The organism is Aquaticitalea lipolytica (assembly GCF_014641635.1).
GTDB lineage: Bacteria > Bacteroidota > Bacteroidia > Flavobacteriales > Flavobacteriaceae > Aquaticitalea > Aquaticitalea lipolytica.
In genome coordinates this window covers 987,460-1,005,138 of record NZ_BMIC01000001.1, presented here as the reverse complement: position 1 = coordinate 1,005,138, position 17,679 = coordinate 987,460, and the positions used below count along the sequence as shown (strand labels likewise).

Annotated in this window: 16 protein-coding genes; 4 read left to right on the top strand and 12 right to left on the bottom strand. The window is 30.7% G+C overall.

Annotated features, from left to right (window positions below):
- The 3 genes from IEW41_RS04690 to IEW41_RS04680 are packed head-to-tail and all read left to right on the top strand — an operon-like array spanning position 1 to position 4,353.
- Positions 1-2,367: a hypothetical protein gene (locus IEW41_RS04690; protein WP_188605168.1), complete on the top strand. Its 2,367-nt coding sequence runs from the start codon at positions 1-3 to the stop codon at positions 2,365-2,367.
- A gap of 10 nt (positions 2,368-2,377) precedes the next feature.
- Positions 2,378-3,076, top strand: a complete 699-nt coding sequence (locus IEW41_RS04685; RefSeq protein WP_188605167.1) for a hypothetical protein — start codon at positions 2,378-2,380, stop codon at positions 3,074-3,076.
- A 5-nt stretch (positions 3,077-3,081) separates the two neighbouring features.
- The gene (locus tag IEW41_RS04680) at positions 3,082-4,353 is read left to right on the top strand and encodes a cation:proton antiporter domain-containing protein (protein ID WP_188605166.1); all 1,272 of its coding nucleotides are present in this window, start codon (positions 3,082-3,084) and stop codon (positions 4,351-4,353) included.
- Here IEW41_RS04680 and IEW41_RS04675 read toward each other — a convergent pair.
- The 5 genes from IEW41_RS04675 to IEW41_RS04655 form a co-directional block, all read right to left on the bottom strand.
- On the bottom strand, positions 4,350-5,696 hold the full coding sequence (locus tag IEW41_RS04675; RefSeq protein WP_229660165.1) for an MptA/MptB family glycosyltransferase: 1,347 nt from the start codon (positions 5,694-5,696) through the stop codon (positions 4,350-4,352). The genes IEW41_RS04680 and IEW41_RS04675 overlap by 4 nt on opposite strands.
- 256 nt (positions 5,697-5,952) lie before the next feature.
- The gene (locus tag IEW41_RS04670) at positions 5,953-7,443 is read right to left on the bottom strand and encodes a cellulose synthase family protein (protein WP_188605164.1); all 1,491 of its coding nucleotides are present in this window, start codon (positions 7,441-7,443) and stop codon (positions 5,953-5,955) included.
- Entirely contained in the window at positions 7,440-8,132 is a 693-nt protein-coding gene (locus tag IEW41_RS04665) for a glycosyltransferase family 2 protein (protein ID WP_188605163.1), read from the bottom strand. The genes IEW41_RS04670 and IEW41_RS04665 overlap by 4 nt, the downstream gene beginning before the upstream one ends.
- Before the next feature lie 43 nt (positions 8,133-8,175).
- Positions 8,176-9,777: a 4Fe-4S binding protein gene (locus tag IEW41_RS04660; protein WP_188605162.1), complete on the bottom strand. Its 1,602-nt coding sequence runs from the start codon at positions 9,775-9,777 to the stop codon at positions 8,176-8,178.
- Positions 9,778-9,780: 3 nt separating this feature from the next.
- On the bottom strand, positions 9,781-11,079 hold the full coding sequence (locus IEW41_RS04655) for an NAD(P)/FAD-dependent oxidoreductase (RefSeq protein WP_188605161.1): 1,299 nt from the start codon (positions 11,077-11,079) through the stop codon (positions 9,781-9,783).
- Positions 11,080-11,175: 96 nt separating this feature from the next.
- Here IEW41_RS04655 and IEW41_RS04650 point away from each other — a divergent pair, with 96 nt between their 5' ends.
- Positions 11,176-12,186: a glycoside hydrolase family 113 gene (locus tag IEW41_RS04650; protein ID WP_188605160.1), complete on the top strand. Its 1,011-nt coding sequence runs from the start codon at positions 11,176-11,178 to the stop codon at positions 12,184-12,186.
- Here the strand turns inward: IEW41_RS04650 and IEW41_RS04645 are convergent.
- The 7 genes from IEW41_RS04645 to IEW41_RS04615 are packed head-to-tail and all read right to left on the bottom strand — an operon-like array spanning position 12,183 to position 17,678.
- The gene (locus IEW41_RS04645; protein ID WP_188605159.1) at positions 12,183-12,929 is read right to left on the bottom strand and encodes a TIGR04283 family arsenosugar biosynthesis glycosyltransferase; all 747 of its coding nucleotides are present in this window, start codon (positions 12,927-12,929) and stop codon (positions 12,183-12,185) included. The two genes, IEW41_RS04650 and IEW41_RS04645, sit on opposite strands and share 4 nt — an antisense overlap.
- A 27-nt stretch (positions 12,930-12,956) precedes the next feature.
- Positions 12,957-13,817, bottom strand: coding sequence for a DUF547 domain-containing protein (locus IEW41_RS04640; RefSeq protein ID WP_229660164.1), 861 nt, complete (start codon positions 13,815-13,817; stop codon positions 12,957-12,959).
- Positions 13,807-14,700 (bottom strand): sterol desaturase family protein, encoded by an 894-nt coding sequence (locus IEW41_RS04635; RefSeq protein ID WP_188605158.1) that lies wholly within the window; start codon positions 14,698-14,700, stop codon positions 13,807-13,809. Before IEW41_RS04635 ends, IEW41_RS04640 begins: the two co-directional genes overlap by 11 nt.
- Positions 14,701-14,731: 31 nt before the next feature.
- Positions 14,732-15,700 carry an arsenosugar biosynthesis arsenite methyltransferase ArsM gene (gene arsM / locus IEW41_RS04630; protein WP_188605157.1) on the bottom strand — a complete coding sequence of 323 codons (969 nt, stop codon included), beginning with the start codon at positions 15,698-15,700 and terminating at the stop codon, positions 14,732-14,734.
- 2 nt (positions 15,701-15,702) lie between these two features.
- On the bottom strand, positions 15,703-16,515 hold the full coding sequence (locus IEW41_RS04625) for a purine-nucleoside phosphorylase (protein ID WP_188605156.1): 813 nt from the start codon (positions 16,513-16,515) through the stop codon (positions 15,703-15,705).
- Complete coding sequence (locus IEW41_RS04620; RefSeq protein ID WP_188605155.1) at positions 16,512-17,186, bottom strand: TIGR04282 family arsenosugar biosynthesis glycosyltransferase; 675 nt, start codon at positions 17,184-17,186, stop codon at positions 16,512-16,514. Before IEW41_RS04620 ends, IEW41_RS04625 begins: the two co-directional genes overlap by 4 nt.
- Positions 17,187-17,678: a rhodanese-like domain-containing protein gene (locus IEW41_RS04615; protein WP_188605154.1), complete on the bottom strand. Its 492-nt coding sequence runs from the start codon at positions 17,676-17,678 to the stop codon at positions 17,187-17,189.
- Position 17,679 lies beyond the last annotated feature (1 nt).

Below are 17,679 nucleotides of genomic sequence, written 5' to 3'. Positions count from 1 at the left end.
ATGAATATAAGTAGCACTAAAACTGAAATTAAACCAACTTTTAACAAAGTGACTTTTAATGAATTTGAAAGTCAACTAGCTGTTTACAAGGATAAATTAAACGACATTGATACTATTGAAAGTTTAAAAAAATTAATAGTTTCTAATTTTACAGATCTAGTAAGCTTATATATTAATATGGGAAATTATGTTGAAGATGCTTCGCATAATAACGAAACTGAAGTCGATGTTATTGAAACCTATATTGTAAACTACAGTGTTCCAGAAGATTTTAAAACCACAATCATATTACACAGAGATGTTTTTTTAGAACTTAATAAAGTAAAAGTTCTAGAAAAAGAACAAAAAGAAATTAAAACATTATCTAATAAACATTTTGAGAAGAGTAAAGCTATTTTAGAATCGCAACTTGATGATGTTCTAAATAAGATATTTGCAAAAAAGAATGCTTTATCCAAAAATTTAAAAGCATCAAATAAATTATCAAAAAAGCTTTCATTACATCAAAACCCTTGGAGTGTATATAATAACCAGTTTACTGCTTTATTAAGTCAGTTTAAAGATATTGAACAAGCAAAAGATATATCTGAAGATGTTTTAAAAACTTTTAATGATTTAAAAAAAGCATGCACTTCTATTTCTGATAAGCATACTGTTTTAATCAAACAACTAGAAGCTAGTATTAGTCATATTGAAAAAAACATTAATAATAAAGATGCTCAAAAAGAGCTGAAATTTTTTATTGATGAACAGTTAGTGCACGATTTAACTTTAGGTAATAATTTATCGACTTTAACAGAAGATCTAAATTCACAAATAGATAAGTTGAAAAAGGTAAAAATTCCTATTTCATCTGAGCAAGGAATGTTAATTAATAGAGAAATTGATTTAAATAAAGCTGTTCAAAAATGGTTTGATTATCAGATTTTACCAGATGTAATGGATTTAATTACTATTGAAAATAGTTTAAAAAGTATTAATAGCATTAATTTAACAAACCTTAAAAACAATATACAACTTGCCAAAAGCTCTGATGAAGAAAACACAAATAGGAATACACCTAACTTAAATAATTTAAAGGATAATTTATCCGATTTAAAAAGCAAAGGAGAAGTTATTACTGCAAGAGTTAATAAAAAAGTAGAGGCTCAATTACAAATAGCAAATCTTATAAAAGGTAAGGTGTTTTTAGAAGTTCCGTTTAACTCATCACTTAATTTAAATAGTAATACCTTTTTAAACAGTATAAAATCACCAATACAAAAAGGGCTTTCCTTTTTTGATACACAAATAAAGAAAACTACACATTACAATGCACATTCTAGTATAGAATCAGCAACACATTGTTTAAACCATCGAATGTTTAAGCAAGATGATGAGCATTATGACTCGTTGTTTTTAAATAAAAAATTTATAGGTGATTTGTTTTTAATTCCAAGAAAAACTCAAGAAGAGACTTTAAGTAAAACCTTAAATCAATGGCATTCTGGCTTTAATAAATCAGCCTTAGTATTTGGAGAACGATTAAGTGGTCGTTCAACATTTTTAGATTATACTTCAAAAAAATATTTTGGGAATAACATAGTTGTTCTTCAACCTAATAGTGTTGCAACTATTGATGGACGAAAATTTACAACCACTAATAATTTAAAAGAAGCGCTACAGTATATTAAAAACAATAACAATGGCAGCACAAAGCCAGTAATTTTAATTGATGATTTAGAGCTTTGGAGAGATAAAGATTATAGTTTGTTATCTAATATTAGAGCGCTTATTAATTTTATTGAAACAGAGTCTGACGTGGCATTTGTAATGGTATCTACAACTAAAGCAATGGTAAATCATTTAGACGCAAGATTAAATTTTTCTAACGTATTTAGTACATCAATAAATGTTAGTAAAACAGACAGAGACGAAATTATTGAAGCCTTAATGATTCGTCATGGTGCTGCTCATAGAGATTTAGTTTCTGAAAATTTAGAACCTATGAGCGCAAAAATGATTCAAAAAGCAATTACAAAGTTGAGTCATAAGTATAACAACAATCTAGGTGATGTGTTTCAAGCTTGGACATACTATACTTTTGTTCAAGAGAACGAAAAAGTTTTATTTAAAGAGGTAGATTACGATTTTCCTGATTTTTTTACTCAACAAGAATTAATCATTTTAAAGCAATCGTCTATTTTTAAGAAAGTAACAGAATTAGAATTAAAACGCATATTGGTGTCAAGGTTTGAATCAGATTTCAAATCAGCTTTAAAAAGACTTATTAATACAAAAGTATTATTAAGAAACAATTTAGGGCATTTATATATTAATCCTGTTGTTTTAAGTGATGTTAACCAATTTATAAACCAACGTAACTAATTTATAAACTATGGAATTACAAATCACATGGCTCGACTTTTTTAAATTGGTTTTAGGATTAATACTTCTATTTTTTGGATTAAAAATCTTATCAAAAATAGCATTCAAACTTTTTAGAAGAAATAGTTATAAACGCAAGTTTAAAAAGTGGATAGAAATTATTTTCGAGTTATATAAGCCATTAGCCTTGTTAACAATTGTTGCAGCTTTTGTTATTATAAATTATAAAGTTCATGGTGTTTTAATATTAGCTGCAGGCATAATTTTATTTCAGCATATTAAAAACTACTGCAGCGGAATTTTATTTAAAATTAACCCATTAATTGATCCTGGAGTTAATTTGGTAACAGGAGAATATCAAGGCGAAATAGAAAAGCTACTGCCTTTTGGACTTATAATTAAAGTAGAACAAGGAGAGCGTTTTATTAATTACTCAACAATTGATAAACAAGGGTTTTGTGTTAATCAAAAAGTTGATGGTTCTATGCGCAAAACTTTGTATTTATTAGAACCCGAAAAAACTGATGAGGTAATGGATTTACTTTTTGAGAGTCCATTAATCGATTTCAACCAAAATCCTTCTGTTTGGAATATTCCAGGAGAGAAGGTTCAGCAAATACAATTAACACTCGAAAATGGTGCAAAAATAGAATCTGTAATAGATTATTTAAATCAATTTAATATCAAGTCAAGTCTTACTAAACAATAAAACAAATGGAAATTTTCTCATCTTATAATGTCATTATAGGCGTTTCGCTAATCATCATTTTATCTTTCTTGTTTAATGGTGTATCTAAAAAAACAAATATTCCAGCGGTTTTAATGTTAATAATATTAGGCGTTGTATTACAATATGGTTTAGGGTATTTTACAGAGGATCTTCCTAATTTTTTACCAATGTTAGAAATTATTGGTATTGTAGGACTTATTATGATTGTGCTTGAGGCTGCATTAGAGTTAGAACTCAAAAGAGAAAAGCTAATGCCTATACTAAAATCAATGCTTATTGCAATAGTTGGGTTAGTAGGATCAGCTTGGGCAGCAGCATTAATATTGTATCAATTTATTCCAGAAATGACTATGCATTCTGCTTGGTTATATGCAACACCATTATCTATTTTATCAAGTGCTATTATAATACCAAGTGTTACTGGTTTAAGAGAAGATAAAAAGGAATTTCATATTTATGAAAGTACCTTTTCTGATATTATTGGAATTATGATGTTTTACTTTTTAGTTGGCAAATTAAATCCAGCAGAAGACACTGGAGCGGTTGGTTTTGCAGGCAATTTAATAGTTACAATTTTAATATCACTTGTAGCTAGTTATGCTATAATAATGATATTTCAGAAAATAAAAAGTCAAGCAAAATTATTCTTACTCATAGCTGTATTACTGCTTTTATATGCTTTAGGTAAAAAAATGCACCTTTCTTCATTGATTATTATTTTAATTTTTGGGTTAGTTATTGCTAATATGAAATTGTTCTTTTCAGGTAAACTATCAAAATTTTTAGATTATCAAAAAGCACATCAAATTTATCACGAACTACATATTATTACATTAGAAACAGCTTTTGTTGTTCGTACACTTTTCTTCGTTATTTTCGGATTAACTATAGTCGTTGCTTCTTTATTTAATTTTGATGTAGCTATGATTAGTTTGATGATTATTGCATCAATTTATGCTATTCGTTTTGTGCTATTACGAATCTTTATTGGTACTGATATATTACCACAGTTGTTTATTGCGCCAAGAGGATTAATTACAGTATTATTATTTTATGCTATTCCTGTTGAAGCACAAATTGCTACGTTTGAGCCAGGTATATTATTATTTGTAATTATTGGAACTAGTTTAATTATGACTGGAGCTATGATTTATGATAAGAAACGAGCTGGCTCAGCAATTAAAACTGCAAATCAAGTAAAAGTTGGTACAACAAAATGGAAAGCTCCTACAATTGATGATGTAACCGAAAACTAGGCTATTTTTTGCTTTCTAGGCACTATAAACACTTCGTAAATAAATACCGAAAAGACAACAGCATATTCTATGGTGATAAGCCAGAGGTTTTCATTATAATTATTAGCATAGGCAAAATAACTTATGACTAACATTAGCGACCAAACTATTGGAAATTTATAATTGGTAAATACTGATAGAAATACAAGTATTGTTATATACCAAGGATGAATTGTTGTTGATGTAAAATAATAAACTGTAGTCACAAAAAGCATAGAAATTATAAGCTTCTGAACACCGTTATTTTTTCTTAAAAAAGTAAATCCTAAAACAGAAATAATCGTAATTAGCGGAATAAATTTTCCAATGATTGCTATTTCATTATAACCAGTAATTGCATAACCAATACTTCTTGCAATGTAATATATACTAGCATTAAACTCAAAATCACTAAACCAAAGCGCTACAGTTTTAGTATAATTATTAATAAATTCTGATGAGAAAAAGGGTGTAAACAAAAGCAGTGTTGTTAAAACTACAATTGCGTAAAACCCAGTTAAATTTATAATGTCATTGCGAAGGGGTTTTGATGTTGCAACATCACTCTTTGTAAAACGATGTTGTATAAAATACTTAAAAAACAAAGGCAAAAATAAAAGCGGAATCAATTTTACTGAAATAGATAAAGCAAAAACAATAGCTGCCCATTTCCATTTACCTGAATGCAATAAATATAAACTCCACACTAAAAAGAATATCATAATGCCTTCAAAATGTAGGTTTCCTGAAAGTTCAATAATAATTAATGGATTAAGCAAATACCAAAATATATTATGAGTAGGAAGATTAAGTCTTTCTAAAAGTTTTTTTCCAAAATATAATGTGCCAATATCTGCTGCTAGTATAAAAATCCTAAAGACTATTGCAGACCCAATAATGCTTTTTCCTGATAGTAATGCGGCAATCATAAACACAAGTTGCTTTATTGGAGGATAGTTGGTAAAATGACTTCCGTTTAGTTCTCCCATACCATTATATAACTCTTGGGCTTGTGCTATAGGGAAAATATTAATATTGATAAAAGATTCTGGTGTGTATAGATAAGGATTAAAACCTTGTATAATCATCCGTCCATCCCAAATAAAGCGGTAAAAATCTTGAGATAGGTTTGGTATTGCAAATAAAAAAACAACTCTAAAAATAATGGCTAATACTACTAGAAACTTAAAATTGTCTTTATTTACTTGAATGAGTTTGTAAAACAAAAAGAACAATGCGATATATAGTGTAAATAGCTTTGTGTAGTCTGTTCTTACTAAATCGTAGGCAAATGATGCATAAAACAAGACACTAGTAAGTGCCATTAAAAGAGGTGTTTTATTTAGTTTTAAAAATGTTGAATTAAACATTTGCAGATTTAGTATTTCGGCTTCAAGTTAAGAAGATTTTTAATTTGTTTTTTGTCGTTATTATAAAACGAAATTTACATTATATAAGCAAAATATGCGTTAGCGGTTGCAATGGCATCCTAATAAAAAAGCTGCAAAAAATTGCAGCTTTTTTTATTAGATATAATGTAAAACGCGACTCACAACCTAGTTGTGAGAAACGCTATAAAAATTAAACTTTAGAGGTTAATGATTTAACAAACACAAAACCAAAACCTAAAAATAACATTAAGTGAAAAGGGAACAATCCGAAATCTCCACCTTGGTCTCCTACAATAAATGCGCTATACATACCAAAAGCAAAGTATAATACTAACAAGCCTTCAATAATAACGTTAAAAGAGATTTTCTTATTAATATATTTATTGCCTTTCCAAGAGTCTTTTAAAGTGCTTATATTAAATTTTGGAGTACGAACAAACTCACTGCGTTTACCAATATGTCCTTCTATAACTGCTATTGAATTATGTAATGAAAAGCCCATAGCTATTGTAAAGAATGTAAAAAACATACCTATATATCCAAAAAAGCGTTTAAAGCCATCGCCATAAATGTTTTTGTACATAAACCAATAACACACAAAAAAGATAACAGAACTAATCACGAAAAAGCTCATAAAATAGAAGTAATATCTTAAGTGAGCATACTCATTTTTAATATATAGCATAGGTACACTTAATACTGCTACTAAAAATACATTAAGGAACATTGTGCTATTTAGTAAATGTAAAACACCATGAACTTTAGTTTTAAAAGAGATGTTTTTAGATTTTAAAACTCTCCACATCATTTTTCTAAAATTCTCTGCGCCACCTTTATTCCAACGGAATTGTTGTGAGCGAGCTGCGCTAATAACTACTGGTAATTCAGCTGGAGTTTCAACATTTTCAAGAAATTTAAACTTCCAGTTTTTTAGTTGAGCTCTATAGCTTAAATCTAGATCTTCTGTTAGAGTATCACCTTCCCAGTTTCCTGCATCGATAATACATGTTTTACGCCATATACCTGCAGTTCCATTAAAGTTTATAAAATGACCTTTACTGTTTCTGCCAACTTGCTCTAAAGTAAAATGTGCATCTAATGCAAATGCTTGAATTTTTGTAAGTATTGAGTAATTTCTGTTTAAATGTCCCCAACGTGTTTGTACAACACCAATTTTTTTATCCTTAAAATAAGGGATTGTGCGTTTTAACCAGTTTGGATTAGGTAAAAAATCAGCATCAAAAATGGCAATAAATTCGCCTTTAGCAATTTCTAAACCTTCTTTTAAAGCACCAGCTTTAAAACCACTTCTATCAGTACGAGTAATGTGTACGATATCTAATCCTGTAGCTTTTATTTTTTGAACATGTTCATATGTGCTTTTTACAGTCTCATCAGTAGAATCATCTAGAACTTGTATTTCTAGTTTATCTTTTGGATAATCGATTAATGCTATGTTATCTAACAATCGTTCCATAACATACATTTCATTAAACACAGGAAGTTGAATAGTTACAAACGGAATTTCATCTGGATTTGTGAGATCAAATTTATCGTCTGTATCTTCAATTTTTTGTGCAGCTATATAACTAAACAATAAGTTTAATTGTGCTAAAGCATACATGAAAATAAGCACAAGTGCTGTTGAGTAAATAGCAATAATTATGTATTCTAAAATCATTTTTTAAAACTGTATTTAAATATCCAACCTAGGATTTTTATGCCTGCAAAGATAGTACCTTTTATCGTACCTGAAACTTTTGAGACACCAATTCTTTTTTTATAGTTAACAGGCACTTCAATATACGTTAATTTTTGCTTTATAGACTTTAACTGCATCTCTATGGTCCAGCCATAAGTTTTATCTTGCATATTTAAGTCTAATAGTTTTTGGTATTTAATAGCTCTAAAAGGGCCTAAATCTGTGAATTTTGCTCCAAAAAATACCTTCATTAAAGTTGTCGCCAGCCAATTTCCAAAAACTTGCTGTGGTGTCATCGAATTTTTTTCTCGAAGTTCTTTAACTCTAGATCCAACAACAAAATCGATATTATTATCAATAATTGGAGCAACAATTTTTGTTAGTTCTTCAGGATAATCACTAAAATCGCCATCTAAAAAAACAATAATATCTGGCTTTGTAGATTGATTAGCAACATACTCCATGCCTTTTAAACATGCATAACCGTAACCTTTTCTGGTTTCAGATAATACAGTCGCTCCAGCAATTTTTGCGTTTATTGGTGTAGCGTCGGTTGAGTTATTGTCAATAACAATAATTTCGCTAACTATATTCGGAATATCCTTAATAACGAGCGCAATTGAATCTTCCTCGTTATAGGCAGGAATAATTACTTTAATGTTGGTCATTTAGTGATTTAAAGAAAGTGCAAAAATACAATTGTTTTAGATATTATTTCTGATTCACTAGATCCATTAAATCAACATCATTACCTAATAAAATTTCATTTGGATTAATACGACCTTTCATACTATCATTTTCTAATTTTAAAACACCTCTTGGACATACAGCACTACAAATTCCGCAGCCAACACAACTGCTACGTACAATGTTCTCACCTTTTTGAGCATAGGCTCTAACGTCGATTCCCATTTCGCAATAGGTTGAGCAATTACCACATGAAATACACTGACCTCCATTAGTTGTAATTCTAAATTTAGAAAAAAGGCGTTGTTGCATTCCTAAAACTGCTGCCATTGGGCAGCCAAAACGACACCAAACTCTATTCCCGAAAATTGGATAAAAACCAGTACCTATAACACCAGAAAAGATTGAGCCAATATATAAGCCATAGGCTGAACGTAAGTTTGAAGATTTTATTAAGAAAATTTCATCAGTTGTTCCAGTAAAATGCATTGCAAATAAAGCAGTAATAACAACAAAAAAGCCAATGGCTCCATAACGTGCGTCTTTGCCTAATTCATTTCTTTTAAAAATCATTATTAAAGCAAAAACCAATGTTAAAAACACTCCTATACTAATTAAAAAAACTGGTCTAGTTAACCAATACTTGTTAGGGTCGCTTCCTAAATACGAATAAATAATTGCGATAGTCATTATAACCGAGAATACTAAAACAGTATGTATTAGCCAACGTTCTAACTTCCATGCAGATAATTTTTTACTACTTAATTGTCTGAATGAGTCTCCTGCTGTTTCGGCTAATGCTCCACAACCACAAACCCAAGAGCAATACCAACGTTTCCCATATTTGTAAGTTAATATTGGTGAAATAACAAAAATGGAAATCACACCAAATAGCAACATTAACAAACCTAAATTTCCAGAAGATAAAAATCCGTTAATTGACCAACTATCAAATAAATAATAATTTAAAGGCCACATACTTTTTAAATCGTAGTAAGGTAAATTGTATTGTGGACTTTCGTTTAAACGAGCCATAAACTCTGGAATCAAAAAGGCAAAACCCAATTGAAAAAACATAACTGAAGCTGTACGTAATTGCTCATATCGATTGTGACGATATTTAAGCATAAATTTATATCCAAAAGCTAAAATGGCAACAGTGTATAAAGTTCCATAAACAAACCATTGACTAGCTGGTCGACCGCTTAACAATTGACTTAACGGATCAAACAAACTAATAACTCCTGTATTTGCTTCACCATTTGAACCTTGACCTAATAATTCAGCATAAAAATAAAGAACGATATAAAAACCTGTTAATATAATTCCTGTTGCCCAAGCCAAAATGCCTTTTGATGAAATGGATTTAAACCAAACGCCATCATTTTTGATGCCTTCAGTTTTTTTGAGATATGCATCTCGTGAAAAAATAACTGTACCAATAATAATTAATCCTAGCGATAAGGTCAAGAAGATTGCTTTGTTTGGAAAATCAACGTTTAGCAATGCTAAAATCATAATGAATAAACCAGCTATACCAAGAAATACAGCTATTTTTTGAATCATGGATAAGTTTTGAGCATCTGGCTTTGCAAGAGACATACTATAATTTAATTTATTACTCATGGCTTATACTGTTTGCAATTGGCTTTTATATGTTGATAGTATTTCTTTTTCAAAATGTTTATAAAATTCTGGGTCGAAATTAGCTTCTACTAAATGTTGCATAACATAATCAACTGTTCGTTTTTCAGTTAACCATTTATCGAAGACTTCGTGACGCATTCTAATACCAAATGTATTAATGCCTAAAAACACATTGGTTTCAGAATCAAACTCAATGGTTATGCATTTAGTATCGTCATTATGTTTCCAGTGAAAATGTTGGTGACCTTCTTTTGGTTTGGAAAAAACCCAACCATAAGTTTGATACTCAATATCAAAAAACTTTGCTGAGTTAAACCAATGTCCTGGTTTGTATTCTAATTTGTTTCCACAAATGGTTTGTGCTAAAGTTTCTCCCATCATTCGTCCTGTATACCAAACCGCTTCAATAAGTCGTCTATTACCAATGGCTTCACGTTGTTCTGCACAATCACCAATAGCAAATACATCTTTTATATTGGTTTCTAAATAGCGATTAACCAGAACACCACGATTGGTTTCAATGTCTGAATTTTTTAAGAAATCAATATTAGGACTCACTCCAGCCGTTAAACCAACAAAATCACAAGGAATTTCTTCTCCTGTTTCTTCTATAATTACAGATTTAACTTTGCCATTTTCATCAGAAATTATCTCTTTTAAGTTAGTTGATAGTCGCAAATCGATATGATGATTTTTAATATGACGATTTATCATTTCGCTTTCGCCTTTTGGCAAAACACCATTCCAAAAACTAGACTCCCTTACTAAAAAAGTTACAGGAATATTTCGAGTGTTTAGCATTTCAGCAAGTTCAATACCTATCAATCCACCACCTGCAATTACTGCTCGTTTGCACACTTTGTTATTAGGAGCATATACCTCAAGATTATCTAAATCTTGTTTATGATACAAACCCTGTACACCTTTTAAATCTTGTCCAGGCCAGCCAAATTTATTCGATTTACTTCCTGTAGCTATAACTAATTTATCATATTGAATAGAGTCATTATTTTCAAAATAAATAGTTTTACTTTTAGTTTCAATAGAAGATACAAAACCGAATTTTAAATCAATTCTATTCTTTTTCCAAAACCAATCTTCATAAGGCTTGGTGTGTTCAAACTTCATGTGTCCCATATACACATACATTAATGCAGTACGCGAAAAAAAGTGTTCAGTTTCGGCAGAAATAATCGTTATTTTTTTATCAGAAAGTTTTCTGATATGTCTGGCTGTTGTTACGCCAGAAATTCCGTTGCCAATAATGACGATGTGCTCCATGTGTTTTGGTTGTCGTTGAAAAGTTTGTCGAAGGTTTTGTTAAAACCTTAACCTTGTCTTTTCATTTTGTTTAAATTTAAACATTAAATATAAGTTATGAGAACAATTTTTTTAATGTTAAGTGTTATTGTACTAATGTCATCTTGTTCTATGACTGTTCCAAAACCAGAAAAAATTAATGGTGTTAGTTTTGTAGCTTCTGGTGATTCAATTTCAGATAAACATGTAAATCCTGTTGTTAAGCTTAATGCTAATTATGCATCCTTAATGCCATTTGGGTTTATTAGAGATTTAGCTCATCCAGAGATAATATATAGTGGAAAAAGACAATGGTTTGGTGAAACTGAAGATGGAGTAAAGCAATATGCAAGTGCTTTAAATAAAAAAGGCATAAAGATTATGCTAAAACCTCAAATTTGGGTTTCAAGAGGAGAGTTTACAGGTTTTATTAAAATGGGTTCTGAAGAAGATTGGCAGACTTTAGAACAAACGTATTCTAAATTTATATTAGAGTTTGCAAGAATTGCTCAAGAAATGAATGCAGATATTTTTTGTATCGGAACAGAGTTAGAAGGGTTTGTAGATGAGCGTCCTGAATATTGGCATCAATTAATTAAAGAAATAAAGACTATTTATAAAGGCAAATTAACTTATGCAGCAAATTGGAATGAGTTTAACAGAACCCCTTTTTGGAACGAGTTAGATTATATAGGTGTTGACGGTTATTTTCCTTTAAGTCAAGAACAAACACCAACATTAGCAGAAAGCAGGAAAGGGTGGCAAAAGCATAAAACACTATTAAAAAGTTTTTATGACACCTATAGAAAACCAATTTTGTTTACCGAATTTGGCTATAGAAGTATTGATTATGCAGGAGTAAAACCTTGGTTAGTTGATAGAGAAGATGGGAAAGTAAATCTTGAAGCACAATCTGTTTTAACACAGTCTTTGTTTGATGAATTATGGGACGAAGAATGGTTTGCTGGTGGTTTTGTTTGGAAATGGTTTATCGATTACGAATCTGTTGGAGGAATAGAAAATAATCGATTTACTCCTCAAAACAAACCTGCTGAAGAAACCATAAGAAAACAGTATTCTAAATATTAAGCGATGTGTTTTTTGTAGTATTTGAAGATGTCTTCAGCAGAAGCACCAAACCATTTTTTAAAATAAATTGCTAAAAAATGATACTGAAGTTTCCAAACGCCATGTTTTTCATAAAGTCTTGCAGACGAATATATTTTCTCTTGAATGACGACAAATTGTTTTCTAGCAAACAACTCGTTAATAAGTATATTGTCTTCGTAAACAATATAGTTTTCATCAAAGCCACCAATATCATTAAATAAATCTTTAGTTATAAATTGACTTTGATCTCCACCACGACAAGCTCTCCAACAAAACTTCGTTAACCAGCTTGCTAGTCGCAACCACAAATGATTACTGTCAAACTCCATTCTGAAACAACCAGCCAGATGCCCTTTATTAACTTCATTAATAATTAATTCGTCAAAATTTTTAGGAGGAAAAGAATCGGCATGAAGAAAATAAAGAATAGTTCCTGTGGCATGTTTTGCGCCAAAATTCATTTGTTTTGCTCGACCTTTTGGTGAATTTAACAGAACTATGTCTGGTCGAGCGCAGTCGAGACCTTTTTTTTGAGACTTTTCGACTGCGCTCGAGGTGACAGAGATTACTTTTTTAATTATTTGCTGCGAACCATCTGTACTGCCACCATCAACAACTAGTATTTCAGAAATGTTTTTAGATGATGAGTTATCAAACAAATGCTCAAGCAATTTGCCAATGTTATTTTCTTCGTTAAAAACAGGAATAACAATACTTATCATGTAAATTTATACGTAAAAACGGGGTTTTTAGTTTTGCTCGTTCAAACTCCAATCATAATTGATATAATTGATTTTTGCATTAGGAAATATGTTTATATCAGAATATTGATTGATATAGTCAATCACAGAGCTATTTTGAGTAAAGTCGCTTTTATACCATTTAAAAATTTCTGAAATTTTCACTTCATCTCTTTCTAACTTGTTTTTTGAATCATTATTGATAAACTCACGAGTGGCACGTTCCATCAATTCTTGTACATTGTTTGTAGTGTATGCAGTATTCAACAATTTTGGACAAGAAAACGAAGCGCAATTAATTGCAAAATGAATTCTCGGTTCGTTCATTTTACGTAAAATACCATTCTCAATATCAGCTAAAGAATAGTCTTCTTTACCGATTTTTATTCGGTTCTTCAGCCAAGGATTGTTAATGTCCTTAATGCTTTTTGTTGGATAATTATCTGCAATTAGTTTGATAGTATTAGCATTATAAACATTAATAAAGTAAGCTAATTGCTCATTTAATGTCCAGCTTTCTGAAGGGATTTGAGTTGCTAAATAATTAACATAATCATTAAGCGATTGAATATCTTTTTTAAAGCCTTTATAACTAACATCGCCATTATCTGCAACGTATTTTTTTAGTAAATCATCCCAAGCAGAATGATCAACTTTAGGCTCGTCAATTTGTTTGTCTATTTGAATATCTTCAGCAGTAACATCAACTGTTACATTGTCCATACTAGTGTTATGTTCATCAGCAGCGCTATCTTCTTTTTCAACGCTTTCTTTTGAATCTTCTGGTGTTTCTTTAATTGGTAGTCCTTTAGCAGAAAAACAACTTGTTAGTGATACAAATGCAATAATAATTAAGGCTTTAAACTTCATTTTTTAGTTTTATTGGATACAATTCCTGTTCTATAAAATCTTTAGGAAACTGTTCATCTCCTTTAAAGCCAAGTTCAATATCTCTTCCATCGTGAGGAATATGATTGGTCTTAAAAATGTAATCCCAAAGACTTAAAGTTAGTCCGTAATTAACGCCATACCTTACGTGTTTTGGTAATTCTTTAGCATGATGCCAAATGTGCATCTTCGGATTGTTGAATACATATTTTAAAAAACCATAATCCCAACCCAAATTAGCATGGTTTAAATGCCCTACAATAATGGCAAAGAAATAAACAATAGCAACATCTTGAGCATCAAAACCTCCAATAATTGCTATTGGAATATATAATAGTGATTTATATACGATTGGTTCCATCCAATGGTAGCGTAAGTGTGCAGCAAAGCCCATTTCTTTTACACTATGATGCACTTTATGAAAATTCCACAACCAAGGCACACGATGTAATAATCGATGTGTGTTCCATTGCACAAAATCACTAATGATAAAAAAGATAAATAAACCTAAAGCTTTAGGCATATTATCTACATCAAACAATTGAAGGTTTGAAATATTTAAACCTGCTATTGAGAGGATATCATTAAAAAATTCGGCAGCAGTATTTGATAAGGCAATAAGGATGATTAAGTTCAGTAAAAAGAAATTGAAAAACATATAAAAGGTGTCTAACCAAAAATCTTTTCTAAAAATTGATTGGTTTTTACGCCATGGAAAAGCAATTTCTAACAACCAAACTAATATTGAAATAATGATTAATCCATAAAAATAATTATCCCAATGATTAATTGAAATGAGCTCATGTTTGAGGTAATTCCAATAACCTGAATAAGAATTTTTTATGATGTCTATATATTTCTCCAATTGATTAAAAATTTAATACAACAATTATTGTCTAGCAACATCCTCCACCATCATAGTGATAAGTAGATTCACTTATAAAAATATCGTTCCTATTTAAATTTGCCAATGCATTTGCTGTTTTATCACAAATTGCTATTGGTTGATTTTTTAATAAAACATGACCAGCTTTATCATCAAAATAATCTTCTGTTCCATAATAAATAGCAGCTTTTCCTGTAAAGATACAAGGTCCATCACTTGGCATTGGATCTTTTATAGCAGCTACTTCAATAGATTCTATATAGATTAGTTCATCAGTAGGATAATGCACTGGGTCTAAAATTCGATATGGTTTGCGAGCTCTAATTTCTATGGTTCCAAAGCCAGCATCTGCAAGCATTTTTACATATTCTGCAATTGGTAAACTTCCGCTTAAACATAAAGCACGAAGTCTGTCGTCATTACGAAGAGCTTCATTCATAGGTTGCTCGCAAGTTGGATCGCTCATAACCAATCTTCCGTGTGGTTTAAGCACACGATACATTTCGGCAATAGCTTGTTTTAAATCGTCTGCTTTAAAAATATTAAACAAACAGTTTTGAGCTGCAACATCAATACTATTATCTTCAACAGGAAGATTCATAGCATCACCTTTTTTAAGGTCTACAAAATCACTTTTAAACCAAGGGTTTTGCACTTCGGCTTCAATGAAATTTTTACGAGAAGCCTCTAACATTTCATCTACAACGTCAACACCAATAACACCACCTTTTTGACGATTAAAATATGAGAATTGCAATAATTCCATTCCGCCACCAACACCAACATATAGCATTTTAGGATTGTTGGTTAAATCTCGAGCATGAACTGTGCTTCCGCAACCATAATTCATTTCTTGCATTATACGAGGAATTTTTAATCCTGGTAATTCCCAAATTGGGTTGGTAGTGCAGCATAATCCAACATCTGGAGTTAAGGCTGCTTCTTTGTATACGTCGTGTGTGGTTTCTAAATAACTCATAGTTATAATGTCTTTATCAATTCCTTAAATAATGTAATCATATTCGGCTCAGCTTTTCCTGCCATTGCTATAATTTCAGCGATGTCAACAGGCTTCAGATTACTTGGGTCGCACTCATCAGTAATAACTGACACAGCTGCTGCTTTTAATTTTAAATGATTAGCAACTATAATTTCTGGAACAGTACTCATTCCAACAGCATCAGCACCAATAATTTTAAGCATTCTGTATTCAGCTCTAGTTTCTAATTGTGGACCAACAACACTTGCATATACACCTTCATGAAGTGTAATATCTTTGTTTTTAGCTATAGCTTTAAATTTTGAATTGATTTCTGCATTATAAGGTGCGCTCATATCTGTAAAGCGTTCGCCTAAATGCTCAACACCTTTAAATGCTAAAGGAGAACTACCTTGAAGATTTATGTGATCATCGATAAGCATTAATTCACCTTTTTTAAAATTAAGATTAACTGCTCCTGCAGCATTAGAAACTAATAAGGTATGAATGCCTAGTTTTTCCATTACACGAACAGGATACGTAACATCTTGTAATGTATAGCCTTCGTAAATATGAAAACGACCTTGCATAACAATAACTTTTTTCCCTTCTATAAGGCCATAAATTAATTTGCCTTTATGAAACTCAACAGTTGCAGTTGGGAAGTTTGGAATATGGTTATAGCTAACTTCGTGTAAAATTTCAATCTCGTGTGTAAGTTGCCCAAGTCCAGTGCCAAGAATAATGCCTATTTCTGGTGAATCGAAACCTTTACTTTGTAAATATTCTGTGGTTTCTACGATTGATTTAATCATATATTTTTATAAAATTTCTTTAGTTGTTCGTAATGTTTCATATCCTCAAAGGTATCAATATCATTTAATTCTTTAAGCATAGAAATTGTGCTATCTTTTAAATCTGATAATGTATTTTCTAAAACAGTTGAGGTTCCCCATTCTTTGTTTTTAAAGACTTTTGAATGCATGTTTTTCATGCCTAACAAATAATAACCTCCATCTTTGGCTGGACCAATAACTGTGTCATTTTCATTCAAAAAATCAAATGCTTCATTTACATCATCTGATGATAAGTCTAATAAATCGCTGCCAATAATAATTACTTTTTCATAACCCAACTCGAATAATTCAGTAAACGCATTTTCCATACGTTCGCCTAAATCATTGCCTTGTTGCAGTTTTTTGTTAAATATAGTAGCGTCCCAAATATCCTCGCGTTTAATGCTTTCGGAATAAAATACGTATTTATCAGCCTTAACTTTTTCTGATAATTTTGCTGTATGCTGTAGCAAATACTTGTAGATTTCTAAAGCTGATTCGTCTCCAATACTGGCTGCTAAACGTGTTTTACATTTGCCCAATTCTGGGTTGCGAGTAAAAATAATAAGCGCTTTTTTAGACGTTGGGAAATGGAAGTCTTTTGCCATTTCGTTGTCGCTATTAGTATTGTTTGTGGAAAGTATGCCCATTTAATACACTTTATTTCCTTTTAAAAGCCATTTACTCCATTCTTTGGAAAAAGCATGAATGTTATCGGTCTCTTTTCTTTCGGAATTATAAACCTTAAAATTATTATTTTTCCATACAAATATGCCTCCATAGAGGTTAAAAACATTATTGTAACCTGCTTTTTTGAGTTTGTTGGCAATGCTTTCTGAACGAATTCCTAACGAGCAGTACACTACTATAGTTTCATTTTTATTTGGTAGTTTATTTTTAACTAAATCAATCTGAAAACTATTGTAACCAACAAAAATGGCTTCTTTTATATGACTTACATTATATTCTTCAAGTTCGCGAGCATCAAGAATAATGGCTTTTGTTTTTGGCATTGCCAGTTCTTGAACTGTGATGTAAGGAATGCCTTTAGTGTTATGAATAGTTAATAATTCAGAAAGGGTTTCTTGAGAGAACCCAACAAATGATAGGATTGCAAAAATGCAAAAAAGAACTTGTTTCATA

What these genes read in the sequence shown, in the direction of transcription:
- IEW41_RS04690 (WP_188605168.1), top strand. Translation starts at nt 1, where the DNA reads ATGAATATAAGTAGCACTAAAACTGAAATTAAACCAACTTTTAACAAA.
- IEW41_RS04685 (WP_188605167.1), top strand. Translation starts at nt 2,378, where the DNA reads ATGGAATTACAAATCACATGGCTCGACTTTTTTAAATTGGTTTTAGGA.
- IEW41_RS04680 (WP_188605166.1), top strand. Translation starts at nt 3,082, where the DNA reads ATGGAAATTTTCTCATCTTATAATGTCATTATAGGCGTTTCGCTAATC.
- IEW41_RS04675 (WP_229660165.1), bottom strand. Translation starts at nt 5,696, where the DNA reads ATGGCACTTACTAGTGTCTTGTTTTATGCATCATTTGCCTACGATTTA.
- IEW41_RS04670 (WP_188605164.1), bottom strand. Translation starts at nt 7,443, where the DNA reads ATGATTTTAGAATACATAATTATTGCTATTTACTCAACAGCACTTGTG.
- IEW41_RS04665 (WP_188605163.1), bottom strand. Translation starts at nt 8,132, where the DNA reads ATGACCAACATTAAAGTAATTATTCCTGCCTATAACGAGGAAGATTCA.
- IEW41_RS04660 (WP_188605162.1), bottom strand. Translation starts at nt 9,777, where the DNA reads ATGAGTAATAAATTAAATTATAGTATGTCTCTTGCAAAGCCAGATGCT.
- IEW41_RS04655 (WP_188605161.1), bottom strand. Translation starts at nt 11,079, where the DNA reads ATGGAGCACATCGTCATTATTGGCAACGGAATTTCTGGCGTAACAACA.
- IEW41_RS04650 (WP_188605160.1), top strand. Translation starts at nt 11,176, where the DNA reads ATGAGAACAATTTTTTTAATGTTAAGTGTTATTGTACTAATGTCATCT.
- IEW41_RS04645 (WP_188605159.1), bottom strand. Translation starts at nt 12,929, where the DNA reads ATGATAAGTATTGTTATTCCTGTTTTTAACGAAGAAAATAACATTGGC.
- IEW41_RS04640 (WP_229660164.1), bottom strand. Translation starts at nt 13,817, where the DNA reads ATGAAGTTTAAAGCCTTAATTATTATTGCATTTGTATCACTAACAAGT.
- arsM (WP_188605157.1), bottom strand. Translation starts at nt 15,700, where the DNA reads ATGAGTTATTTAGAAACCACACACGACGTATACAAAGAAGCAGCCTTA.
- IEW41_RS04625 (WP_188605156.1), bottom strand. Translation starts at nt 16,515, where the DNA reads ATGATTAAATCAATCGTAGAAACCACAGAATATTTACAAAGTAAAGGT.
- IEW41_RS04620 (WP_188605155.1), bottom strand. Translation starts at nt 17,186, where the DNA reads ATGGGCATACTTTCCACAAACAATACTAATAGCGACAACGAAATGGCA.
- IEW41_RS04615 (WP_188605154.1), bottom strand. Translation starts at nt 17,678, where the DNA reads ATGAAACAAGTTCTTTTTTGCATTTTTGCAATCCTATCATTTGTTGGG.